Source organism: Aureimonas sp. SA4125 (assembly GCF_019973775.1).
Taxonomy (GTDB): Bacteria; Pseudomonadota; Alphaproteobacteria; order Rhizobiales; family Rhizobiaceae; genus Plantimonas.
This window is the reverse complement of the sequence record NZ_AP025032.1, coordinates 493951-516691: the sequence shown is the minus strand read 5'-3', so window position 1 is coordinate 516691 and position 22741 is coordinate 493951. Positions and strand designations below refer to the sequence as shown.

15 protein-coding genes, 1 tRNA gene and 7 pseudogenes are annotated in these 22741 nt (G+C 63.3%); 10 read left to right on the top strand and 13 right to left on the bottom strand.

Features of this window, described 5'->3' with window-relative positions:
• Positions 1-11 precede the first annotated feature (11 nt).
• Positions 12-434: pseudogene (locus Sa4125_RS02385) on the bottom strand (IS5 family transposase); the annotation flags it as partial.
• 115 nt (positions 435-549) lie between these two features.
• Between Sa4125_RS02385 and istA the strand changes: the two are divergent.
• The 3 genes and pseudogenes from istA to Sa4125_RS02370 all read left to right on the top strand — a co-directional run.
• A complete protein-coding gene (gene istA / locus Sa4125_RS02380; RefSeq protein WP_223999090.1) occupies positions 550-2049 on the top strand; it encodes an IS21 family transposase in 1500 nt (499 codons plus the stop codon).
• Positions 2049-2777, top strand: a complete 729-nt coding sequence (gene istB, locus Sa4125_RS02375; protein ID WP_223999088.1) for an IS21-like element helper ATPase IstB — start codon at positions 2049-2051, stop codon at positions 2775-2777. The genes istA and istB overlap by 1 nt, the downstream gene beginning before the upstream one ends.
• Before the next feature lie 84 nt (positions 2778-2861).
• Positions 2862-3629 (top strand): annotated as a pseudogene (locus tag Sa4125_RS02370) (IS701 family transposase); the annotation flags it as partial.
• A gap of 54 nt (positions 3630-3683) precedes the next feature.
• Here Sa4125_RS02370 and Sa4125_RS02365 read toward each other — a convergent pair.
• From Sa4125_RS02365 to Sa4125_RS02355, 3 genes and pseudogenes are all read right to left on the bottom strand, one after another.
• Positions 3684-3860 (bottom strand): annotated as a pseudogene (locus Sa4125_RS02365) (transposase); the annotation flags it as partial.
• Between the two features lie 60 nt (positions 3861-3920).
• Positions 3921-5056 (bottom strand): IS3 family transposase gene (locus tag Sa4125_RS02360; protein WP_223998800.1). Its coding sequence is split into 2 segments (ribosomal slippage): positions 3921-4789 and positions 4789-5056, totalling 1137 coding nucleotides; the frame shifts between segments, so codons are not numbered across the junction.
• Between the two features lie 19 nt (positions 5057-5075).
• Positions 5076-6158 (bottom strand): IS256 family transposase, encoded by a 1083-nt coding sequence (locus Sa4125_RS02355; protein ID WP_267461353.1) that lies wholly within the window; start codon positions 6156-6158, stop codon positions 5076-5078.
• Between the two features lie 114 nt (positions 6159-6272).
• On the opposite strand from Sa4125_RS02355, the pseudogene Sa4125_RS02350 reads away from it, so the two are divergent.
• Positions 6273-6734, top strand: a pseudogene (locus Sa4125_RS02350) (transposase); the annotation flags it as partial.
• A gap of 62 nt (positions 6735-6796) precedes the next feature.
• Here Sa4125_RS02350 and Sa4125_RS02345 read toward each other — a convergent pair.
• A pseudogene (locus tag Sa4125_RS02345) lies at positions 6797-7549 on the bottom strand (IS5 family transposase).
• Between the two features lie 124 nt (positions 7550-7673).
• Between Sa4125_RS02345 and Sa4125_RS02340 the strand changes: the two are divergent.
• The 3 genes and pseudogenes from Sa4125_RS02340 to Sa4125_RS02330 all read left to right on the top strand — a co-directional run.
• Positions 7674-7826 (top strand): annotated as a pseudogene (locus tag Sa4125_RS02340) (dihydrodipicolinate synthase family protein); the annotation flags it as partial.
• Positions 7816-8043 (top strand): annotated as a pseudogene (locus tag Sa4125_RS02335) (transposase); the annotation flags it as partial. The pseudogenes Sa4125_RS02340 and Sa4125_RS02335, both read left to right, overlap by 11 nt.
• An 859-nt stretch (positions 8044-8902) precedes the next feature.
• Positions 8903-10192 carry an IS66 family transposase gene (locus tag Sa4125_RS02330; RefSeq protein WP_224003274.1) on the top strand — a complete coding sequence of 430 codons (1290 nt, stop codon included), beginning with the start codon at positions 8903-8905 and terminating at the stop codon, positions 10190-10192.
• On the opposite strand, the gene Sa4125_RS02325 is transcribed toward Sa4125_RS02330, so the two are convergent.
• From Sa4125_RS02325 to Sa4125_RS02300, 6 genes are all read right to left on the bottom strand, one after another.
• Entirely contained in the window at positions 10158-11690 is a 1533-nt protein-coding gene (locus tag Sa4125_RS02325) for an IS66 family transposase (RefSeq protein WP_224000747.1), read from the bottom strand. The two genes, Sa4125_RS02330 and Sa4125_RS02325, sit on opposite strands and share 35 nt — an antisense overlap.
• 57 nt (positions 11691-11747) lie before the next feature.
• Positions 11748-12104, bottom strand: a complete 357-nt coding sequence (gene tnpB / locus Sa4125_RS02320; protein ID WP_224000737.1) for an IS66 family insertion sequence element accessory protein TnpB — start codon at positions 12102-12104, stop codon at positions 11748-11750.
• Positions 12101-12535 carry a transposase gene (locus Sa4125_RS02315; RefSeq protein ID WP_224000735.1) on the bottom strand — a complete coding sequence of 145 codons (435 nt, stop codon included), beginning with the start codon at positions 12533-12535 and terminating at the stop codon, positions 12101-12103. Before Sa4125_RS02315 ends, tnpB begins: the two co-directional genes overlap by 4 nt.
• A gap of 1017 nt (positions 12536-13552) precedes the next feature.
• Positions 13553-15346: an adenylate/guanylate cyclase domain-containing protein gene (locus tag Sa4125_RS02310; protein WP_224003273.1), complete on the bottom strand. Its 1794-nt coding sequence runs from the start codon at positions 15344-15346 to the stop codon at positions 13553-13555.
• A 53-nt stretch (positions 15347-15399) separates the two neighbouring features.
• Positions 15400-15915, bottom strand: a complete 516-nt coding sequence (locus tag Sa4125_RS02305; protein WP_224003271.1) for a FecR domain-containing protein — start codon at positions 15913-15915, stop codon at positions 15400-15402.
• Between the two features lie 384 nt (positions 15916-16299).
• Positions 16300-17715: a LuxR C-terminal-related transcriptional regulator gene (locus tag Sa4125_RS02300; protein WP_224003269.1), complete on the bottom strand. Its 1416-nt coding sequence runs from the start codon at positions 17713-17715 to the stop codon at positions 16300-16302.
• A 146-nt stretch (positions 17716-17861) separates the two neighbouring features.
• On the opposite strand from Sa4125_RS02300, the gene Sa4125_RS02295 reads away from it, so the two are divergent.
• Positions 17862-18704, top strand: a complete 843-nt coding sequence (locus Sa4125_RS02295) for a class I SAM-dependent methyltransferase (protein WP_224003267.1) — start codon at positions 17862-17864, stop codon at positions 18702-18704.
• 248 nt (positions 18705-18952) lie between these two features.
• On the opposite strand, the gene Sa4125_RS02290 is transcribed toward Sa4125_RS02295, so the two are convergent.
• Positions 18953-21091 carry a DUF6538 domain-containing protein gene (locus Sa4125_RS02290; RefSeq protein WP_224003265.1) on the bottom strand — a complete coding sequence of 713 codons (2139 nt, stop codon included), beginning with the start codon at positions 21089-21091 and terminating at the stop codon, positions 18953-18955.
• 164 nt (positions 21092-21255) lie between these two features.
• A tRNA-Gln gene (locus Sa4125_RS02285) sits at positions 21256-21329 on the bottom strand.
• Between the two features lie 456 nt (positions 21330-21785).
• Here Sa4125_RS02285 and Sa4125_RS02280 point away from each other — a divergent pair.
• Positions 21786-22175, top strand: a complete 390-nt coding sequence (locus Sa4125_RS02280; RefSeq protein ID WP_224003263.1) for a hypothetical protein — start codon at positions 21786-21788, stop codon at positions 22173-22175.
• Positions 22172-22609 (top strand): PIN domain-containing protein, encoded by a 438-nt coding sequence (locus Sa4125_RS02275; RefSeq protein WP_224003261.1) that lies wholly within the window; start codon positions 22172-22174, stop codon positions 22607-22609. The genes Sa4125_RS02280 and Sa4125_RS02275 overlap by 4 nt, the downstream gene beginning before the upstream one ends.
• Positions 22610-22741 lie beyond the last annotated feature (132 nt).

Genomic DNA, 22741 nt, shown 5'->3' with positions numbered 1-22741 from the left:
GACTCAAAACTCTATGAGGAATAGCAATACCTTGCGATGCGTCGGGTGAGGAGGCGAAGGTTGGCGACGAGGATCCAGGCCTCTGCACTGGCGATGGTTTTCTCGAAGTCCTTGGCCAGCCTGTGGCAGCGGCCGAGCCAAGCGAAGGTCCGCTCCACCACCCATCAGCGCGGCAGGATCTCGAAGCCCTTGGCGCGATCGGAGCGCTTGATGATCTGGATCGTCCACTGACCAATCTTGCGCAACTGCCTCTTCAGTTTCTCGCCGGCATATCCGCCGTCGGCAAAGACATGGCGCAGCCAGGGATAGCGATGGCGGATCAAGGCGAGGACAGGGACGGCACCGTCCCGATCCTGGATGTCGGCACCGTGCACGACGAGCCCGACCATTAAGCCGAGAGTCTCGGTGATTATGTAGCGCTTGCGGCCCTTGATGTCATTCGGCGTGCAATTTTGACCCCCTAGGCGGGGTCATAGGCGTCCAAAATTGACCCCCATCCGATGGATCTGAAGAGTCCGCGTTTTCCTCTGGAAGACGGGCGGGCGGGGGATGAAGGGCGTGGATACAGTTGCGCGCATCCGGCGCGAGTTTTTCGTGCGTGGCCGGACGATCAAGGAGATTGTCCGCGAGCTCCATGTCTCTCGCAACACGGTCCGGAAGGTTCTCCGCTCGAACGAGACGGCCTTCGACTATGAGCGCTCCGTTCAGCCAAGACCCAAGCTCGGTGCCTGGAAGCCTGAGCTTGACCGGATGCTGGCAACGAACAATGCCCGACCGGCCCGGGAACGCCTGACACTGATCCGGGTGTTCGAGGAGTTGCGTAGGCTGGGCTACGAGGGCGGCTATGATGCCGTACGCCGCTATGCTCGGGGCTGGCAACGCGATCAGTCCTCGCTGTCGGCATCGGCCTTCGTGCCGCTGAGCTTCGATCCGGGCGAAGCCTACCAGTTCGACTGGAGCCACGAGGTCGTGCTGATCAATGGCACGACGGTGACGGTGAAGGTCGCCCACGTGCGGCTCTGCCATTCCCGCATGCTGTTCGTCCGAGCCTATCCGCGAGAGAGCCAGGAGATGGTGTTCGACTCCCACGACCGGGCGTTCGCTTTCTTCAAGGGCGCCTGCACGCGGGGCATCTACGACAACATGAAGACGGCGGTGGAGACGATCTTCGTTGGCCGTGAGCGCGCCTATAACAGGCGTTTCCTCCAGATGTGCGGCCACTACCTCGTCGACCCGGTAGCCTGCACGCCGGCGTCGGGCTGGGAGAAGGGACAGGTTGAGAACCAGGTCGGTCTGGTACGCGAGCGCTTCTTCACGCCACGGCTGCGGGTCAAGAGCTACGAGGAGCTGAACGCCTGGCTGCTCGATCGCACCATCGCCTTCGCCAAGGCACACCGCCATCCCGAGTTCCGCGACCGGACGGTCTGGGAGATGTTCGAGCAAGAGCGTCCAAGCCTTGTGCCCTATCGCGGCCGCTTCGATGGCTTCCATGCCGTGCCGGCCTCGGTGTCGAAGACCTGCCTCGTGCGCTTCGACAACAACCGCTACTCCGTTGCCGCCAGCGCCGTCGGACGCCCTGCCGAGGTCCGGGCCTATGCCGATCGGATCGAGCTGCGCCAGGACGGGCGCATTGTCGGAGAGCATCCCCGCTGCTTCGGCCGTGATCAGACGGTCTACGATCCCTGGCATTATGTCCCGGTGCTGGCGAGGAAGCCCGGCGCGCTTCGCAACGGTGCCCCGTTCAAGGACTGGATCCTGCCAGCCCATCTCGAGCGTGTGCGTCGCAAGCTTGGCACCACGCCCGACGGCGGCCGCCAAATGGTCAGCATCCTCGCTGCGGTATTGAGTGACGGACTGCCCGCCGTCGAGGCCGCCTGTGCCGAAGCGCTCGGCGAAGGCGTTCACTCCGCCGATGTCATTCTCAACATCCTGGCGCGGGCCCGGGAGCCGACGCGCACGATCACCATTATGACGCCGGATGCGCTGCGCCTTCGCCATGAGCCAGCGGCCGACTGCGCCCGTTACGACAACCTCAGGAGGGCAGTGTGATGGAAAGGTCCGAGATCCTCGCCACCATGGGCGAGCTCAAGCTCTACGGCATGAAGGCCGCCTTCGACGAGATCATCGCCACCGCCGTGAAGCGCCAGCACGAACCGCAGCGGGTCGTTGGCGATCTCCTGTCGGCGGAGATCTCCGAGAAGCAGGCACGCTCGATCAAGTACCAGATCACCATTGCCAAGCTGCCTCTCGCCCGGGACATCGACGACTTCGTCTTCGACGAGACGCCGATCAACGAGACGCTGGTGCGCGATCTCGCCTCCGGCAACTTCATCGCCCATCAGCGCAACGCCGTGCTGATCGGCGGAACCGGAACGGGCAAGACCCATTTGGCGATCGCGATCGCAAGGGCCTGCATCCGGGGTGGCGCCCGCGGCCGGTTCTTCAACGTCGTCGATCTCGTGAACAAGCTCGAGGCGGAGGGGCGGTCCGGCCGCCAGGGCCGAATGGCCGATTACCTCACCCGCATGGACTTCATCGTGCTCGACGAACTCGGCTATCTGCCCTTCGCCCAGTCGGGAGGGCAACTTCTCTTCCATCTGGTGAGCCGGCTCTACGAGCAAACCTCGGTGATCGTTACCACCAACCTGGCCTTCGGCGAGTGGCCCTCGGTCTTTGGCGACGCCAAGATGACCACCGCGCTCCTCGACCGCCTGACGCATCACTGCGATATCGTGGAGACCGGCAACGAGAGCTGGCGCTTCAAGAACCGGGTTTAATCGCTCAGGTCGACCGCAGCCCTTACGCCAAGGGGGTCAAAATTGGACGCCGATCCGGGGTCAGATTTGAACGCCGTTTGACACAGGATGTGTCCGCAATACATCGCTGGCTTGATCGGCCCCGGTGACCGCAAGAGCGTGCAGCCGATGGCTGCTCGTGCGGGTGAAGCCGGCTATGACCAGCTTCACCATTTCGTTGCGGCAGGGATATGGGACAGCGCACCGCTCGAGTCGGCGCTGCTGAACGAGGCCGACCGGCTGGTGGGTGGTGCCTGTGCCTTCCTCGTCATTGACGACACGGCGATGCCGAAGAAGGGCTATCATTCGGTCGGCGTCGCGCCCCAATATGCCTCGTCACTGGGTAAGAATGCGAACTGTCAGACGTTGGTGTCGGTGACGCTGGCGTCGCGTGAAGTGCCGGTGATGGTTGGCCTGCGCCTATTCCTGCCTGAGAGCTGGACCGGCGATCCGGAGCGCATGACGCGGGCGAAGGTGCCCGTCGAGAGGCAGGTCGTCCTGACCAAGCCGGAGATCGCTATCGAGGAAATCGACAGGGTAAGGGCCGCCGGTGTGCGCTTCGGCTGCGTGTTGGCTGATGCCGGCTACGGCATGAGCGCGCCGTTCCGCCAGGCGCTGAGCGAGCGCGGCCTATCCTGGGCGGTCGGCATACCCGGCCGTCAGAAGGTGTATCCAGCTGACGTCGCGATGATCTTCCCAATCTCGGGACATGGCCGGCCTCGGCAGCACCACATCCCCGACAGCGCATCCGTCGCCGCCGAGAAGCTGCTGGCCGGGCAGCAATGGAAAAGGGTCAGTTGGCGGCGCGGCACGAAAGGGCGGCTGGCGGCGCGTTTGGTCGTGTCCGTCAACGTGGTGGAAATTGAGTGTAGCTGAAGCGGCTCCGTTTCAGGCGACTTCGGTGGAAATCTGTTCGGGTTTTGCAGTGTTGCCCATGGCCATGAGGTCGGCCATGGGTTCGGTCTGCATGTAGCGGTTCTGGATCTGCCATTCGTCGTTGGCCTCGAGAAGGACGGCGCCGATGAGCCGGATGATGGATCCCTCGTTCGGGAAGATTCCGACGACAGAGGTGGTCCCGGTTTTCAGACCATCCAGCGGCGGATTTAGAGTGGAACGCGGTTGTGGTTATGCCGCCAGTTTCTCATCGGCCCAGCTCATCGCATAGGCTTCGTTCGGTGTCGCGTCATGTAGGCTCGAATGCGGCCTCTCGGCATTATAGTAGCTGATCCACGAGCCGATCCCATGCCGGGCTTCGGAGCCCGTCTCGAACGCATTCAGGTAGACGCATTCGTATTTCAACGACCGCCAGAGCCTCTCGATGAACCGATTGTCGATCCAGCGACCTCTGCCATCCATCGAGATCCTGATCCCGGCCGCCTTCAGCTTGTCGGTGAAGTCGGCGCTGGTAAACTGCGAGCCTTGGTCGGAGTTGAAGATCTCCGGTCTGCCGAAGCGGGCCATGGCCTCCTCCAGCGCCTCGATGCAGAAGCCGACGTCCATCGTATTCGACAGCCGCCAGGCCAGCACCTTCCTTGTCGCCCAGTCCATAATCGCCACGAGATACAGAAAGCCTCGCCGCATCGGGATGTAGGTGATGTCTGTGCACCAGACGTGGTTCGGCCGCTCGATCGTCAGTTCCCGCAGGAGATAGGGATAGATCCGGTGCTGCGGGTGCGGCTGGCTGGTTCGCGGCGCCTGGTAGATCGGCGACAGGCCCATCTTGCGCATCAGCCGCCGAACGCGATGACGCCCGACGAGATAACCCTGCCGACGCAGCCAGCGCGCCATCTGCCGAGAGCCATACCATGGCGTCTCCAGGAACTGCTCGTCGATCCGTCGCATCAAAGCGAGGTTCTCGGCGCTCTCGCCCGCGGGCGTGGCGTACAGCGTCGAGCGCGTCAACGACAAAAGACGGCATTGGCGCCGGACGCTGAGACGAGGATGGTCCTTCTCGATGCCTGCCTGCCTTCGATCCCGGCTCATCGACCGAAGGCCTTCTGCAAAAAATCCCGTTCCACAACGAGTTGCCCGATCTTGGCGTGGAGCTTCTCGAATTCCGCATCGCGATCTTGGGCCGTCTCGGCAACGCCGCCCCCGAACGCTGTCGCCATGTTCTCGATGGCCAGGCGCTTCCACTGGCCGACTACATTCGGATGCACCCCGTGCTTCTTCGCCAATTCGGCCAGCGTCAGCTCGCCTCGGATCGCATCCAGCGCGACCTTGGCTTTGAATTCCGCGGAATACCGCGCCCTCTTCGACATGCTCGGATCGTCCTTCTCATCAGGCGATCCACCCTAAATGCTGGTCCGGTTTTCCGGGACCACCTCTGACGTCGGCACGCCGCTTCACCTCCTTGTTCAGGCGCTCCAGGGAATTCGTCGAATGGATCCGGGTCCGGTGCTGACTGGGAAAATCCATGTGCGCCAGCACGTCGGTCTCGCTGTTGTCGATGAAGGCCCCGAGCTTTGGACACTTTCCCCGAAGCTGGTCGGCGACGTGGCGCAGCGCCTGGCTGGCGCTAGCACGATCGGGCTGGGCGAAGGCTTGGCGCAGCGCGGCCGCCGCCATGCTCTGCTGCGCCTTCGGGACATACGACAGGGCGTTGCGCATCCAATGCACCCGGCAGCGCTGCCAGGAGGCGCTGAACACCCGGCGAATGGCGGCTTTCAGCCCTTCGTGAGCATCCGAGATCACGAGCTTCACGCCGGACAGGCCGCGGCGCACGAGGCTCTTGAGGAAGCTCGACCAAAACGTCTCCGCTTCCGAGGGGCCGATGTGAAGGCCGACGATCTCGCGCTTGCCGTCCGTGTTCACGGCCACGGCGATTATGGCGGCGACCGAAACGATGCGTCCACCCTCGCGCTGCTTCAGGTAGGTCGCATCCAGCCAGAGGTAGGGCCAGTCGCCAGTGAGAGGACGGTCGAGGAAGCCGCCGACGCGTTCGTCGATGTCTTTGCACAGCTTCGATACGGTGCTCTTGCCGATCCCCGACAGCCCCATGGCCTGTACCAGATCGTCGACCCGCCGGGTGGAAACGCCGCTGATCCAAGCTTCCTGAATGACGGCAACCAAGGCCTTCTCCGAGAGCTTTCTCGGCTCCAGGAACGGCGGGAAGTAGCTGCCCTGCCGAAGCTTGGGTATCCGAAGCTGCAACGAGCCGAGCCGCGTGTCGAGCGAGCGGTCGCGGTAGCCATTGCGATAAGTCGCCCGTTCCTGCGTCCGTTCGTGGCGCCCGGCGCCGATCATGCCTTCAACGTCGACCTCCATAAGGAGCTGCATCACGCTCTCGGCTATCGTTCTCAGGAAATCGCCGTCCCCGGCTTTCGCAAAAAGCTCGGCAAGCGGTAGTCTGTCCTCGGTCATCGGGTTCTCCGGTCAGGTTGAAGTCTCGCAACTCCACCTTAGCCGCCCTATCCGGTGACCGCCTCAGCCACACCTTTCAATGTCGGAATTTCCACCACGAGCGCGGACACTACCGCGCGTTTCGCAGCTTTGCGAGTGCGCGTGGCCGACGGTCCGACCCAGCGGATCCGCGACATGGGCAACCAGCATCTGCCGGGCGAAGAAGTTTGGCTGGTCGGTGAGCATCGCTCGACCGGCGAACGCAAATACTACCTCTCGAACTTGCCAGCCGACGCGACGATCAAAACGCTTGCGGGAGCTATCAAGGCGCGGTGGATCTGTGAGCAGGCACATCAGCAGCTCAAAGAGGAGCTCGGCCTCGACCACTTCGAAGGGCGATCATGGACCGGACTGCACCGACACGCGCTGATGACGATGATCGCCTACGCCTTCCTCCAGTCCCGCCGCCTCACCGCAGCGGGACGGAAAAAAAAGAGTCTCGGGTCCGCCGCCGCAACCGAGCATGCCCGCTGTCCGACAGGCGATCCTCAACGTCTTCGCAAGACCGCCGCCGGCACGTTGCCCTCATTGCAATGAACCGCTCGCTTCGCCTTCGACAATCAACCTGCCAAAGTAGTGCTAGGCTCAGGACTCATTGATCAAAGCCAGAAGATGACGGCTGCGGCGATGCAGATGGCGGAGAAGAAGGTGTGGGCGCAACGGTCGTAGCTGGTGTGGATGCGGCGCCAGTCCTTCAGCCTGCCGAACATGATCTCGATCTTGTGGCGCTGACGATAGAGCAGCGCATCATGGGCCACCGGGGCCTTGCGCTTGGCACGGGCGGGAATGCAGGCGGCGATGCCGCGCAGGGCGAGCGCCTGGCGGAACCAGTCGGCATCGTATCCCTTGTCGGCCAGCATGACCTTGGCCTTCGGCAGGCAGTCCAGCATCATGGCGGCGCCGTTGTAGTCGCTCATCTGGCCTTCCGACAGACACAGGACGAGCGGTCTTCCCTCACCGTCGCAGACGGCGTGCAGCTTGGAGTTCAAGCCGCCTTTGGTGCGTCCGATGCGTCGGGGAACATCCCCTTTTTTAGAAGGCTCGCCGCCGTGCGGTGGGCCTTCAGGTGTGTCGCATCGATCATGATGCGTTCAGGTCTCGGGCCTTCACCGGCAAGGGCGGCGAAAATCCGTGAACACACCAAGCCGGCTCCAGCGGATGAAGCGGTTGTACAGCGTCTTGTGCGGACCATAGGCCTTCGGTGCATCCTTCCACTGAAGGCCGTTGCCGATGACGTAGACGATCCCGCTCACCACCCGCTGGTCATCCACCCGCGGCACCCCGTGCGCCAAAGGAAAGTGCGGCGATATCCGCGCCATCTGGCGCTCGCTCAGCAAGAACAGATCACCCATCAGAAGCTCCTCCCTCGGAGATCCTGAATCACATCTCATTCGGATTTAACAGGTCCTGCGCCTAAACCCAACCGCCGCCTGTCCGGCGAAATGGGGTCCACTCCACGTCCCCCAGGAGCCGACCATGACCTCTACCTCGCCCTTCCACGGTCTGTCCGCTTTCCCGATTACGCCTGCCGACGAGCACGGTCGCGTCGATGTCGAGATGCTCGCGAGGCTGCTGGATCGGCTGTGTAAAGCGAGCGATGACTCCATCGGCCTCCTCGGTTCGACGGGCACCTAGGCTCGACTTCACGCTCGAGATCATCCGCAGATCCGATGGCCAGAAGGGTTTCGAAGTCCTGCCGCGCCGCTGGGTCGTCGAGCGCAGTATCGGCTGGATGATCCGATGGCGGCGACTGATCCGTGACTACGAAGCCCGCATCGACGTCTCAAAGGCCATGATCCTCGTCGGAATGGGCAGCAATCTTCTCCGGCGAAACGCTCATCCGTGAATTTCCAAACGGGCTCTTAGGTCAAACTCCTCGTTGAGCTGCTGGTGCGCCTGTTCGCAGATACGAGTGGAGAACTAAACCACGACGCCGTGTCTCGTGGGGCGACACGGCGTCGTGGGCGCGGCATTGCTTGTGGATGCCGCAGCGGCATGACACCAGGGCACTGTCGATCTGTAAAGTCGCTGATCGTTGAATTGTGTCGTACTACTTATGTGTGCATTGTAGAGAATTGAGGGCGCCCTCAATATCGTGGCATGGACGCAGAGATCGACACTCACCATAGGACGCTCCGAGGCCTCACGACCTCCGAGCTGAGAACACTTGCGCTTCTTCATTCGTTCCAAATGAGCAGCTCCGGTGGTGCAACGTTAAGCGGGCTGGAAAGACCACAGCGCGCGTATTTCAAAGTTCTACTGGTTCGCAAGTTAGCTGAATTCGTCCTCGCCCCGGACGGAACGTGGCGCTGCATCCCCACTCTCGCTGGCAAAGCCGTTCTTGCACGGGCGGCCGAACGTAGGATGCCATGATTTCATTGACTGCCGCCCCGAATACCCATGCGCTGTAGAGCTTTATCCCCGACGCGGGTCGCATGGGGTAACCCCCCACATGGGCGCGCGACATAGCCCCGGGGCGATGGATACAAAATCACGACGGGCTACTCTCGACGACTTCGCCAATTGCCGCTGGTTTGACTACTACCTTTGAGGTCTTGCGCCGAAATCAAAATTCCGGATTTTTGAAAAATGGTAGCCGGAACTGGATCTGACTCCCGCAGCAAGTCGCTTCGCGGTCTCACGACCTCCGAGCTGTAATTACCCACCCCCTTGTCACGGGCCGAATTCCCTGAATCCATGGACGGATGGATCGCGGTGATTTGCAGCGTCTGACGAAGGAAGAGTTGATCGATCTGGTGCTGAAGATTCAGCGTCCGGAGAAGACGTCACGCACATCCTCGAAGCCTCCGTCTAGTGACCGCAAGGAGCGCCGTGAGCAGGCAAGACCTGGCGGCGCCAAGCCCGGTCACGAAGGCCACAGCCGAGCGATGGGTGAGGATTTCGATCGGCTCGTCGATCACCGTCCCGAGCAATGCTCCTGCTGCCAGGCAGCCCTGGCCGATAGCCTTCCCGCGGAGATCGGCGGCACGTACGAGACGGTCGATCTGCCGGAGATCAAGCCGTTCGTGACGCGTCATCGCCGGCTTTCGGTTTGTTGTCCTTCCTGCGGCACGCTTGTCTCAGCGGGATTGCCCGATGCGGCAAGGGGGACGCCGTTCGGGCCGCGGCTGCATGCGGTGGCGACCTATCTTAAGACCTTCCAGGCCCTGTCCTATGAACGGCTTCAGAAAGCTCTGGCCGATCTCTTCGGCTTGCAGATCAGCCAGGGCGGGCTGATGAACATGCTGCGCCGGGCGCAGGGCACCTTCGTCGCCGACCGCGATCTCGCCATTGCCGCCCTGCGCCGCTCCAAGGTGGTGGCCTCGGACGAGACCGGCGTTCGCATCGAAGGCAGCAACGCCTTCCAATGGGTGTTTCGCTGCGATGACGCAGTCGTCCATCGTGCCGCTCCGACCCGTGGTGCCATCGTGGTCAGGACCCTGATGGACGGGCACCGGCCAAAGGTCTGGTGTTCCGATCGCTACTCTGCCCAGCAGGGACATGCCGACGCCCATCAGACCTGTCTGGCTCATCTGGCCCGCGACGTCGCCTACGCCGAACAGGCGGGCGAGGATCTGCTGCCGTCGCGGCTGCGGATCTGGCTGTCCAAGGCTTTCGCTTTGGCCAGCGGCATCACGACCTTCGCCGCATCGACCATCGTCGCCAAGCGCCGTGCACTGGAGCGAAGTCTTTCCGAGATCCTCGCCGCACCGACCTCCTGCCCTTTCGCTCGAGTGGTCCAGCACAAGTTCAGGCGAGCGCGCGACCAGCTCCTGACCTTCACTCTCTGGACCGGGATGGTCGAGGCCACCAACAACGGCTGCGAGCGCGCCCTGCGACCGGCCGTGATCCAGCGCAAGGTCACCAACGGCTATCGATCCATGTGGGCCGCCGAAGGCGAAGCTGACATCCGAACCGTCGTCGATACCGCCCGGCTGCGCCAAGGGGTAAGCGTCGTCCTCAAGCCACGTCGGCGAGCGCGTCCGTGGGCCTAAACTGCCATGGCATGAGATCATCGATGCCGCTGTTGGGATGGCCCTTTACGATCAGCGTGATGACGGCGGTCATGTAGGCCTGTGGATCGACGCCGTTGAGCTTGCAGGTTTCGATCAGCGAAGCGATGACGGCCCAGTGGCCGGCCCCGCCGTCGGAGCCTGCGAACAGGGCGTTCTTACGGGTCAGGGCCAGCGGGCGGATCGAGCGCTCGACGGTGTTGTTGTCGATTTCCACACGGCCGTCGCCTGTAAAGAGGCAAAGGCCTTCCCAACGTGAGAGCGTGTAGCGGATCGCCTCGGCGAGCTTGGTCTTCTGGCTGATGAGCGCGAGCTTCTCGCGCAGGAATAGCTCGATCGCGTCGAGGACGGGCCTCGTTCTTTCCTGGCGTGCGTGACGGCGGACCTCGGCCGGTCGTCCCCGGATCTCGGTCTCGATCCGGTAGAGCGCAGCGATGCGCTCCAGCATCTCGGCCGCGATCGGTGCGGGGCCGGCGGCGGCGAGTTCGTAGAACCGTCGGCGGACATGCGCCCAACAGAAGGCGAGCCGGACATCCCCTTTCTCGGCCAGCACCTTGTAGCCGCCATAGCCGTCGACCTGGAGGATGCCGGCAAACCCCTTGAGATGGGCGATGGGCCGCTCGGCCTTGCGGTCGGGCGCATAGACATAGGCAACGGCGGGCGGGTCGCCGCCCTGCCATGGCCGATCGTCCCGGGCATAGGCGAAGAGCTGCCCGGTCTTTGTCCGGCCGCGACCGGGATCGAGCACCGGCGCCGTGGTCTCGTCAGCAAATAATTTCGATGATGCCTTGAGGTGGCCCAACAGCCGCTCGTGGATGGGACGCAGCAGGAAGGCAGCTCGACCGACCCAGTCGGCGAGCGTCGAGCGGTCGAGATGGACGCCCTGGCGGGCGTAAATCTGCGCCTGGCGATAGAGCGGCAGATGGTCGGCAAATTTGGAGACGAGGACGTGGGCGACGGTAGCCTCGGTGGGCATGCCGCCCTCGATCAGCCGTGCCGGCGCCGGCGCCTGGACGACAACGCCCTCGCAGGCCCGGCAGCCATAGCGGGGCCGACGGGTGACGAGCACCCGGAACTGGGCCGGCACGATGTCGAGCCGCTCGGCGACGTCCTCGCCGATGACATGCAGGGCATGGCGGCAGCACGGGCAGGCCTTGTCCTCGATGTCGACGACCATCTCGATCCGAGGCAGGTGGGCAGGCAGCGAGCCTCGATTTGCCCGGCGCTTGGCGGCGCGCTCTGTCCGAACGTCCGGAGCCGCGGCCTCTGCGGCCGCCTCGTCATCGGCTGCGGCCTGCTCGACCTCTTCGAGGCCCAGCAGAAGCTGATCTTCCGGCAGCGTCTCGGCCCGGCGTCCGAAGCGGTGGCGCTGCAATTCCTTGATGATTTGCTCGAGACGTTCAGCCCGCAGACGCTCGGTGATCAGCATCGCCTTGAGCGTGCCGGGATCGTCGGGAAGCGTGTCGGCAGCGGGTGTCATGCCAGAAGTGAATCACCTCCCAACGCCTGCGGCAACAGGCTTTTGTGTCCCCAGAGGTCAGCCTGATGACGACGGGACGCGGCTGGTCTGGACCTCGTGGACTCGGCGCCAGTCGAGGCCTTCGAGCAGCGCCGATAGCTGCGCCGCGGTCAGGTGCATGACGCTGTCCTGGGCCTTCGGCCAGCGGAACTGGCCGTCCTCCAGCCGCTTGGCGACCAGCACCACGCCGGTGCCGTCCCAGAATACCAGCTTGATCCGGTCGGCCCGCTTGGCCCGGAAGACGTAGACCGTGCCCGAGAATGGATCGGCGCCCATCGTCTCGCGCACCAGCGCCGCCAGTCCTTCCGCGCCCTTGCGGAAGTCGACGGGCTTGGTTGCCACCATCACCCGGACCGCGCCCGTCGGCCCGATCACGAACCACACTTCAGCGCCGAGATCACCGCCGCTATCGTCGTTGGGCTCGCGTCGGGGCCAATGCGAACAACGACGCCACAGAGCTCCAGTTCGATCCCGCCGCCGCTTCGAGCCGCAGCCCGCTTGCGGCGCGGCGGCTTCGGCGAATTGTGCGGCACGACACTCGAGGGCGGTTCGACGATGACGGGCACGAAAGCCGGCGAGGCCGCCGAGCCCGCATCGAACACACGGCGTGCCTCACGCCGCCACCCAAAAATCTGCTGCGGCAATAGCCCGTGCCGACGGGCCACTTCCGAAACCGCCGCGCCTGACACCAAGGTCTCCTCCAGGATCCGTGCCTTGTCGTCCGCCGACCAGCGACGCCGTCCCCCAGCCCCGTTGATCACCTCGACCCGGCGCATCGGCTTAAGCGTAATGTCAAATCCAGACACAGAACGATCCTCTTCAAGATCGTCAGACTCGCCTGTCAGGCCACAGCGCGAAAGGTGGAGCCGGGATGACGCTTACGCCAAGGGGGCAACGTCTTCAACACAATTCTCGAGACGGTAGGCGCCTGACATTCTACGGAATGCGGGGGTGGGTAATTACTCCGAGCTTCGAACGTTTGAGGCTATGCATGCTTATCAACTGGCTAATTCCGAAGGCATTAGGCTGGGTGAACTAGACGACCAGCAGCGTGTTGATTTCAAGGTGCTTATTATTAAAAAGTTAGCTGAGTTTGTAATAGTAGAGGACGGCTCATTCCGCTGCATACCAACACGAATGGGACGCGGCGTCCTTTTGACTTGGGAAATTCAGAAACTGCTGGAGCAACCATAGTCTTCCAGCGAATGAACATCGACTGCCATGGGTGGGCTCATGGGTTATAAGCGGGACAAGATGGCGGTTCAGTACCGCGATGCCGTGGGGAGCACGGGACCGGGATCCTGCTTGGTGCCAAGGCCGGCGATTTCGAGAGCATTTCGATCAGGGTGGAGTTCGGCCTCCTGATGGTCGACCTCACGATTCCGTCGCGGGAGTTCGCGATAGAGCTTAGATCGTTTGGGAGTTGGCGCGGCGTCCAGACGGTCGCGAGCATAGATCCTGGGCCCAGGCCTCTCGTGAAAATGCGCGCGAGCGGGTCTACCCGATGGCCTTCGAGACGTTCGCCGACGTCGCCCTGCACCTTCCTCGCTTCATCGACGACGTCTGTAACAAACGAAGGCTCGATTCAGGCCTCGGCTATCTCAGCCTCATGCAAGTTCGAGGATCAACACGCTCGCCAGACAGTCAATGAGGTCGCCTGATCCTGCACGGCCCGAGGGGCCTACTCCAATCCGCGGTCATTTAGAGCGCCGTTTGACAGGCCTTCGTCGTCACGCTGAAAAAATTCACCATCGCGTTCCAGCCGTAGACGGTGCCGCGAGCCACTGAGACAGGAGCTGTACGCGACGTCGTGGGGGCTGCTTTCAACGGGCGGCCTCAATCCATAGCCCTACGATGACCTTCTCCCGAAGCCCGCGAATGTCGACGGGGCGCAGCATGTCCGGCGGGTTCGCTAATACGCGACTAGGCTCCACCGCGTTGAGCAGGGATGCCGACGCGGCTAATACTGCTCCTTCGAGCTTTGCCACCTCCATCAGGCGACTGGCAAGGTTGACCGTGTTGCCACTGACGCTGATCTGCTGGTGATCGCGATGCCCAAGGCGCGAGAGGATCACCGGGCCGAAATGCATGCCAACCCTCACGCTTAAACCATGGCCATCGCGCGCCAGGTGTTCCAGCCACTCGATCGCCCTCGATGAAAGTTCGGCCCCGGCCCGGAACGCCCGTCCCGCTGGATCCGGCGCCGTGTCCAGCGCACCGAACACCATCATCGCACCGTCACCCATGAAGTTAAGCACGAGTCCGCCATGGGATTCGACGACGTCCACAACAAGCGTATGGAAGCCCTTCAGAAGATTTTGCGTTCGCACCGGGCCGATGGCTTCGCTGCGTGTGCTGAAGCCAGCGATGTCGATGAAGACGACGGCTGCATGCTGTTCGACCGGCTCTTGGAGGAAGGAAGGATCATGGGCGATCCGCTCGGCGATGGCAGCCGGCTGAAATCGTCGAAGCTCGGTCTCGGCATCGGCAGCGGCCCGCGCCGTCCGCCGGTCCCCGATCTGCCGACGGAAGGCGGCAGCAGCGAAGGGCGGAACCGTGGCGACCAACGGCAACCCGCTGCTCATCCAGATCCCGGACGAAAACGCGACCGCAGTCCCGGCCAGGACGATCGTAAGACCAAGCACCATGATCGGGAGGCTCTGCGTCAGCGGCAGGCAAAGCGCGAGCACGGTTCCGCCGGTGGCCAAGGCCATCGCCATGGCAACGTCGGTCTGCCGAACGACATCGTTGCGGACTAGACGAGGGCCACCGAGGAGTTCCGCGATCCCTGTCGCTTGCACCTCGACTCCTGGCGTAGCGGGATCGAAGGGCGTACCAAACGTATCCCCGATGGCGGTCGCGGTGACACCCACGACGGCAATCATTCCATCGAGCCGGGGAGCGTTGTCCTCGCCAGATAGGAAGGTACTCGCGCTGATCGTTCGGATCGAACCAGCCGGGCCGTAGAAGCGGATTGGCAGGTGCCAGTTCAAGTCCAGCGGGATGGAGACGTCTCCGATTTGGACTCGGTTCTCCGCCAGGATCGGATCGGCGGACTGCCGGAGCGCGGCAGCTTGAAGGGCGAATCCGGGAACGGGACCGGCTTCACCCATAAACAGCAGCGGCAGGTGGCGAGGCGTGCCACCAACGGTCGTCGCGACATTGGCAAGACCAACATCAGCAACCTTCTCGAAGGCCCGCAGTGGTCGAAGCTGGTCGATCACCAAAGGAGCACCAGCGGTACCTTTGCCTTCCTTTGCGAACCGACCTGCCGCGGCGATCACGGTGGGCCCCGCCGACAGTGCCCGCGCCAGTGCGGCAGCGCTGGTCGCCGCCTGCGGATCCACAAAGAGTATGTCAATGGCAAGCGTCTGTGCCCCGGCTGCTCTCAGCGCATCGAGCAGGCCGGCCAAGCGCCGCCAGTCGAGTGGGTAACCGCCTTCCGCCGCCACGGTCGCATCGTCGATAGCGACGATGGCTACCGTGCCGGGCGGAGTGACTGGCCCCGCCAAGAGAGTGCGCCAGTCCGTCAACGGTTCCTCCAAAACATCGGCTGGGCTGCGCTCGCCTCTGAGATGCTGGCCGCCGAGCCATGCGACCCATGCCAGTGTGGCCATAAGTATTGCCACGTTGCCGAGCCGGCGCCGCAGGCTGCCGACGCGCATCGACGTCAGCGCCCGAAGCGGGACAGAAGACGCCGCACGCGTTGCTCGGGCCAGCGGCGCACTGTCAGCTCGACGCCGGGCATCACGTCCACACCCTCGCCTGGTCTGAGAATAGCGACACCGCGTCCGCCTCGCCGTGCAACCCGAACCCTTCCTTCCACGACAAACACGGCCGTCGAGCCAGTCGTGACCTCGACAGCGTAGACGGTCCCGCGCACTGACGCGATCGCGTGCGGGGTGCGGATTTCGAAGGGGCGCGGTGTGCTGAGGTCAATCAGCACGGCCTGACCGGAGACCTCGGCAGAGGTCGGTGGCCCGCCGGGGACCCTCGCCCGAATTTGCAGCCTTGCCGCCGCCTCTGCCTCGATCACGAGACCACTGGGGCAACGGACGGCCACACGCGTTGGATTGAGCAGTTCGACAGACACGCAACTGGAGCGCCCTTGTGCAAGGCTCGAGACACACGGGAAAAAAACGAGAACCGCGGCAACCGCGCCAAGCCAGATGCGTCGGGTCTCCATGCGATGGTTCCTCGTTAGCCATTTCAGACTGCACCGACGAACTCAGGCGTCGGCAGGACAAGACCCGCTTGTCATAACCGCGGCCACACTCAAACCGCAGCGTGGGAAGGTGCACGCCAGCGGGAGAACTGCTTGCGCACAGGAAACCTTGATCTCCCTCAACGCGCGAACTACTTTGCAATCTGCAAATAGCCTAATGCCTGCGTGACTGCGAGACCGAAGCACGCTGCGCTCATGCTTTCTCTCGTTAGCTTAGCGGCATTAGGTAGCAAAAGCCACCGAATCGATTTTGCTACGAGCGCCGGGGATGGCTGGGCTGGGCCGAGAGCAGAATGGCAGCTACTTGCTGGATAGGCCTGGAAGCGGACGGAGCGCTTTCGGCCCTCAGAAGCCAATCAAGTCTGCCTGCTTTCGGAACAGTGCCATCACCTCCAGCGGAAAATGGAAGGCGGTGAAAAACTCACCAATCCTGTACCCCGGAGCAGTCCGGTGAACAATGGCAGCATATGATCGCGCGAGATCAAGCCGGCCGGCGGCGGCAAGGCACAATGCGGCTATCGCCTGAATATGAACGTGGGCATTCGGGCGCAAGGCGGCGCTTACGGCCGCATCTGCCGCCTCCTCGAACGCGCCTAGCCGGAACAGCGCTATTGCTCGGGCTCCGAGCATGCCAAAGAGCAGCGGGTCGAACGGGCTCAGTTCTCGAGCATAGTCGGAGGCGGTGACCGCAGCTTCCGCGTCGCCCGACTGGCTGCTGACGAATGCAATTGCGTAGTGGCCCATGGAGAAGCTCGGGCTGAGGTCCACCGAGGTCCGCAGCGCGGAAACGGCGTCGCCGTCGCAACCGGCAAGCCAGAGTGCGCGGCCCATGGCCCAGTGTGCCGTGGGGTCCCGTTCATCCGCCGCAACGCTCAACCCCGCTGTCTTCAGTGCGCGCTCGGCCTCCTGCTGACGGTCCTGAGGTCGCAGCAGAAACGCGTTCTGGAAATGGGTGAAGGAGAGACCGGCATGGGCACGCGCATAAGTCGGATCCATCTCCACGGCATCGCGAAACAGCGCATGCGCGCAGTCGTTGTCCTCTCTGGTAAAGCGGTACATGTGCCAGAGCCCGCGGTGGAAGCTCTCCCAAGCGTCCAGCGAGCCCGGGTGCTTTAAGAACGCCCGGTTGCGTTCGGAAATCTCGATCTCGCTCGCGAGCGCTCTGACGATCTTCAGCCCGATCTGGTCCAAGGCCTCAAAGAGCTCGGGTTTGCCGCAGTCGAACCGCTCCGCCCAAAGGATATCGCCCGAGCGCGTCTCGACGAGCTGAACCGCGATTGAGATGCGCTCGTCCGTGCAGTTGACCGAGCCTGTCGCCAGATACTCGACACCCAGCAGTCGTCCTGCCTCATGGTCGGCGATTCCCCGTTCCGATAAACTGAAGACAGAGCCTCGCGCCGTCACCCGCACCGCACGCAGCTTGGCCAATCCAGCGATGATGTCCTGTACCAGCCCCTGCACGAGCGCGCCGCGCCGGGCACTGCCCCCCCGAAACGGCATAATGGCAATGGACGCCCTATGGGCCGGGATGGCTTGGAGGCCTTCTGCCGTAGGAGTAGGTCCCGCTTGCTCGAGCGTTCGAAGGAGGGCAATCTTGGAGGACACCCCAAGCTTCCGGTAGATCGTGCCGATATGAGTGCGCACCGTTGCAGGTGCGATGAAGAGCTTCGTGCCGATCTCACGGTGACTGGCACCCCCCGCATAGGCGGCGGCGATCTCGCGCTCGCGGCGCGTCAGCTCCTTTGCTCCGTGTTGCCGCATGGCACGCCTGCCACTCCTTTGGCGTGGACGTTCCGATACTAGCAAAATACCGCAATTGCATCACGCGAAATACGGCAGACGCCCGATATCGGCTTCGACCTTGCGCGCACATCTTCGATGCCTTCTCAAATCGGAAGGAGAAAGCCATGTCCTCCATCGAAACCCTGTTGACCAAAACGACATTCCCACCTGACCTCGGCGCACTCAAGGCGCGGCAGCAGGCCGCGTGGGCGTCGGGCGATTATGCCGTCGTCGGAACGACTCTCCAGATTGTCGGCGAGCGTCTCTGCGAGGCGGTCGACCTGCGCGCCGGCGAGCGCGTGCTTGACGTCGCGGCCGGCAATGGCAACGCGTCGCTTGCGGCCGCCCGGCGCTTCGCTGATGTGACCTCAACCGACTATGTGGAAGCGCTGCTCGATGCGGCCGGCAGGCGGGCTGTCGCGGAAGGGCTCGCGCTGGATCTACAGGTGGCTGACGCGGAGAAGCTGCCTTTCCCCGACGCAGCGTTCGACGTGGCTCTCTCCACTTTCGGCGTCATGTTCACGGCGGATCATCACGCTGCCGCACGCGAGTTGCAGCGCGTGGTGCGCCGGGGCGGTCGCATCGGCCTTGCGAGTTGGACGCCCGAAGGCTTCATCGGCCAGCTCTTTGCCACCATCGGAAAGCACGTTGCGCCGCCACCAGGGGCAAAATCGCCCTCCGCTTGGGGCACGCAGGGCTGGATTGATCAAGAGTTCGCACCACGGGCTGCCACGATCGCCGTAGTGCGGCAGACTTTTGTCTTTCGCTACCGCTCTCCCGACCACTGGCTCGATGTCTTCCGGACTTGGTACGGCCCAGTTCTGAAGGCCTTTGCGGCGGTCGATGAGACGGGGAAGTTAGCGCTGTCTCGCGATATCCTCGCGCTCATCGACACCTTCAACACCGCAAAGGACGGGACCATGGTCGTCCCGTCCGAATACCTCGAGATCATCATCCATCGAGCCTGATCAGGGACCGCACCGCCGCAAGAAATAGACGATAACTCCGCGCTTAAAATCACGAGGCTCCAGCGTCGTCATGCTGGCTTTCCGTGAAACGCAAGAGCGCCGCGGCCTGCGTTGGAATTTGCAAGCGCTTAGAATTCAATTAACTGAGGAAGCGAACGACTTAATTGCGGGTGATCATATTCTATCGTCAGCCGCACAATTATAGCTACCATCTGCATGCGCCGTCTATTGTTTCGTCGTTACGCTCATCATTTCCTAAAGCGATCTCCCTGCCTCTTGCCTGCCCATGGCGGCAACTCCTTCTTTGCCACCCACGGCAAGAGCTGGATAGGCCGGGGCTCGAGATGCCCAGTGATGGAAGGGTATTTGACGAGGTGGATCTTGATCAAGGGCAGTCCCGCGACATTCGTGTAGCGAAGCTCGGTCTCAGATTTGCCGAGCCGGCCCGAAATGTCGTCGATGACGGCCGAATCGACGCCTGCCTGTTTCAGGGTGTTGGCAAATCCGTGGCGGAGGGCGTGGATCGCACGCTTCCACAGGTCTTCGGAAAACTGCGGCGACGCGTTCACCAGGGGGACGAAGTCCTTGTAGAATCGATCACCGGGATCGTTCGTCTTCAGCAGCGGGGAAAACAGCTCCGGAAAAAGCTGCCGGTGGCCAAGTTTGCGGATGGCCGCGACGTAATCGAGAAATCCGAGGCGCAGAACTTCGGACGGGATCGGAAGAGTTCGATCAGACTGGGCATTCTTGATGTTGCGAAGATCGTTTGCCCGGATGTGGATGGCCGGACCGTGCGGCGTATCCAAAACGTCCTCCGTGTTCAGCCCGGCCAATTCGAAGCGGCGGGCTCCGAGGTAAGTGAAGAGCATAGGCAGGTAGTAGACGCCGGAATGGAAGACGGCGTCACCGGGCAGTTCTCGGTGCGTTGCATCCTGGCAGCCGGTGAACACTGGCAGGTCGAAGATCGGCCGCACGGTCTCAGGCGCAGGCTTCGCCTGCTTCAGGCGCAGCGTGCCAGCTTTTGGCTTGCGGGGCCGGAGACCCTTGAGCGACCAGTCGGCCACTGAGTAACCGCTGGCACGGACATGATTGAGGAAAGTATCGAGGTTGCCGAGATGCTTACGGATCGTTGCCGCCGATAAGCCGACGGAAGGACTTGCGTTTCCGAGCCGCTCGGCGCGGGCAACCTCCTCAGCGGCGAACGCACGCAATGCCGCGGGCTTCATGACTCGCTGCCGCGCGCTTTGTCCGTAGCGTCTGGGAATGTGATTCAGATGCTGCCGAAGAGCGGCGACATGCTCCTGTCCGATATCACCTGAATGCGCGACGCCGTGCTCCTCCAGAATGTCCCGAAACACCCGCACCAGCACGCGAACGTCTCTGGCCGTGTCTGGTGCCCAGTTTTCCTTGTTGTTTTTGCAAAGGTCATCACACGAATTCTCAAAGCCGCTGAGGAAAAGAACTCGGCCCGTCGGCGCCAGGGCCTGATGATCGCTTGGTTCAGCGGAAATGATTTCCGCCGGAAACGCGACAGGGGCCTTCTGCGGAACGATGGGGTCGGCGGACCGCTCGACTCCATTGACGGCAGCATCAGGGCTGAAACCGTGAAGAATGGGCTCGGCAATGATAGCATTCTGCACGGCGGCGAAAGGCGGCAGCTCCGACACAGGGTCGGGCGCACACAAAAATTCTAAGCCGACGCGCTCCTCTTCCGGCAGCGTCGTTGCAACAAGCGCGTTCTGTCGACGGTCGATCATCGGCCAGCGCTCTGCGACGTTGAGGAGCGCATCCGCCTTGGCGCGGTACAGCTCCATCTTTGCCCGCTCACGATTGGCGAGCGTATCGGCGAGGCCGACATCGGCCATCTGCTGACGCACGTCGCGATCGAAGACGCTGCTGCGCGCCTGCTTCTGCTCGGCCCGGAACGTCTCGGCGATCGGCGCGATGTGAGGCTCGGGAATGCCGTGGCGCAGCAGCAGCCCCCGCCCAGCACAATCCGCATCGAAGGTCAGCAAGCGCGTCGTCCCGAAAAGCTGGACCAAGCGATAGGCCCAGCCGACCTCGATGTCCGCCTCCATCTCGCGAACGTCGTCTACCGCTCCGCTTCGCCGCACAGCGAAGGCGATGTCGTCGAGGTGATCTGTCATCCGCTTGATCTCGGCGCGGAAGAGCTGGTCGAGCTGGTCTTTCGTAGTCATCGCGGCGGTCGGTCTCACAGTCAGGTCGGCGAGCAGCATGTTCAGCCACCGCGCCATGTAGGCCGCTTTGCGATGATCGGACAACCGGAGTGAGAAGGACAGGCGGGCCTGCCGCTGCACCTGCCGGAAGCGAGCCGGCACGCGGGCACGCCAGTAGAAGGTGTGACCGCGCCGTTCGAGATTTGCCACGTCATGCCGAGTCGCCAACGACCGGATCCCTTGAGCTTGGAGCCCTTTGGGACGGCAACGGCCATCACCTCTGGGCTACAGGTTTGGGCCCAAGGCGCAAAAACAGCGCTGAGAGGATTCTCAGCCACCGGAAACATTAGCAATTACAATGGCTTGATATGGTCTGGCTGGGGAACCTGGATTCGAACCAAGACTAGCGGAGTCAGAGTCCGCTGTTCTACCCTTAAACTATTCCCCAGCAGGGAGCCGGCACGGCGGGCCGTGTGGTCGAAAGGGCTTATAGCGGGAGTCTGGGCCGATGGGAACCCGGTTCTGCGGGAAATTCGCAAGGAAGGTCGGCGGGTGGGGTGTCGGTTTCGATTGCGGGGGCCGGACGGTCATCTGGCGGCCGAGGCGCGCGGGCAAGGAGAGTCCGCGCCGGGGCCGACATCGCGGGCCACCACCCCTGGGCGACGCGTCTGGCCGGGGCGAATCTGCCTCGGGGCGTCCGCCGGGGCGAAGGCCGCTGGAGGCAAAGATCGGTAGCGCAGGAGGCGGGTGACCCGGGAGCCAAGATGCAGCGACCTCCGGACCATCGGCTCCGCCGTCGGCGCGCGCGGCTGCCGAGCGATCTCGTGTGACAGCGGGGGCATTCCGGGGTAACGGTTCGGCGTGTCGCCGCTGCAGACTTTTGCGCGCCTCCCGGGAGAGACCAGTGAACATCGATGCCCTCGCAGACGCGCTGCGCCGCGAATATTACGACGCCTCGGCGGAGAAGGGAAAGGCGACGAGCGCGCTGCTTTTCGGCGTGCGCTACGCCGATTTCCTCTCCGGCGAGACCATCGACGCCATCGTCTCGGCAGCCGGGCTGCCCGAAAGCTATCGCGCCGACGTGCGCAAGGGCGCCCGCATGGCCCGCTACGTGACGCTGCGCGACGTCGACTCCGGCGGCGCCGGCTCTGGCGAGGAGGGGTCGGCGGCATCCGGCGGGACGGACGCGGCGCCGACGGTGGCGCGGCGCGGGTTCAAGACCTTCCTCCTGTCCTTTCCCGGCGGCGGCGAGGCCGAGCGCGAGAAGGGTCGGCTCGGGAGGAACGCGCTGTGAGGACCGGCCGGGAATTTCTCATCGACACCAGCATCATCGCGCAGCTCGCCCCGCACCGGCAGCCGATCTCGAACGATCTGGCGCGCTGGATCGAGGAGAACGCCGAAAGCAGCTTTCTCTCCGTCGTCACCGTCATGGAATTGCAGCGGGGCGCCGCAGCGCTGAAGTTCAAGGGCGAGACGGCGCGCGCGGGCGTGCTGCAGAACTGGATCGACGTGCTTGCCGCCGAATACGGCGCGCGCATCCTCCCCGTCTCGGCCGCCGTCGCCATTGCCGCCGGCGAGCTCTACGGGCGGCTGGAGGCGCGCGGCACCGAGCCCGGCTTCGTCGACGCGCTGGTCGCAGCCACGGCCATCAGCCATGGGCTGACCATCGTCACCGCCAACCGCCAGCGCTTTGCGCCGCTGACCGACAATCTCGTCGATCCTGTCTGACTCCAGGGGTGGAAGCCCCGCTATCGGCTGCAGACGACGAAGGCACTCCGTGTGCTCGCACCGACGGCCACGGCAAGGATGGCAAAACTTCCGGACCGGCACCGGTTTCCCGGTCCGCCCGCGAGTTCGTCG

What these genes read in the sequence shown, in the direction of transcription:
- istA (WP_223999090.1), top strand. Translation starts at nt 550, where the DNA reads ATGAAGGGCGTGGATACAGTTGCGCGCATCCGGCGCGAGTTTTTCGTG.
- istB (WP_223999088.1), top strand. Translation starts at nt 2,049, where the DNA reads ATGGAAAGGTCCGAGATCCTCGCCACCATGGGCGAGCTCAAGCTCTAC.
- Sa4125_RS02355 (WP_267461353.1), bottom strand. Translation starts at nt 6,158, where the DNA reads ATGACCGAGGACAGACTACCGCTTGCCGAGCTTTTTGCGAAAGCCGGG.
- Sa4125_RS02330 (WP_224003274.1), top strand. Translation starts at nt 8,903, where the DNA reads ATGGATCGCGGTGATTTGCAGCGTCTGACGAAGGAAGAGTTGATCGAT.
- Sa4125_RS02325 (WP_224000747.1), bottom strand. Translation starts at nt 11,690, where the DNA reads ATGACACCCGCTGCCGACACGCTTCCCGACGATCCCGGCACGCTCAAG.
- Sa4125_RS02310 (WP_224003273.1), bottom strand. Translation starts at nt 15,346, where the DNA reads ATGGCCACACTGGCATGGGTCGCATGGCTCGGCGGCCAGCATCTCAGA.
- Sa4125_RS02305 (WP_224003271.1), bottom strand. Translation starts at nt 15,915, where the DNA reads ATGGAGACCCGACGCATCTGGCTTGGCGCGGTTGCCGCGGTTCTCGTT.
- Sa4125_RS02300 (WP_224003269.1), bottom strand. Translation starts at nt 17,715, where the DNA reads ATGCGGCAACACGGAGCAAAGGAGCTGACGCGCCGCGAGCGCGAGATC.
- Sa4125_RS02295 (WP_224003267.1), top strand. Translation starts at nt 17,862, where the DNA reads ATGTCCTCCATCGAAACCCTGTTGACCAAAACGACATTCCCACCTGAC.